The organism is Stenotrophomonas sp. GbtcB23 (assembly GCF_019091045.1).
Classification (GTDB): Bacteria; Pseudomonadota; Gammaproteobacteria; order Xanthomonadales; family Xanthomonadaceae; genus Stenotrophomonas; species Stenotrophomonas rhizophila_A.
On record NZ_JAGXKC010000445.1, the window covers coordinates 1 to 266 of the forward strand.

At 49.6% G+C, this 266-nt stretch carries 1 protein-coding gene; it reads right to left on the reverse strand.

The genetic code is table 11. The features are described from left to right. The coding region (locus KVS69_RS19725; RefSeq protein ID WP_217539785.1) for a hypothetical protein at positions 1–247 on the reverse strand (247 nt) is incomplete at its 3' end. Between the last annotated feature and the right edge of the window lie 19 nt (positions 248–266).

A 266-nucleotide genomic window follows, 5' to 3' on the forward strand; every position in this document is an offset into this window, starting at 1 on the left:
GAGGCTTTGTTGGCTTCTCATAACCCTCCTTCTGTTTGATTTGGTACTCATCTGCGCCACCGCGCTCCACGATGATTTCTGACATGATCGAATAGACGGAATCGGTGAACCGGCCCACATTGTAGTTTTCGTAAAAGTCGGCGATCTGATTTAGTCCTGCGATAGACAGAAATAGGATAGTCAACCACACAAAGGCACGCTGTCCGCTAGGGCGCCTAAGAACTTCCGCGGCCTTCGGAGAGATCAATTTGATCTTTCGGAGAGCT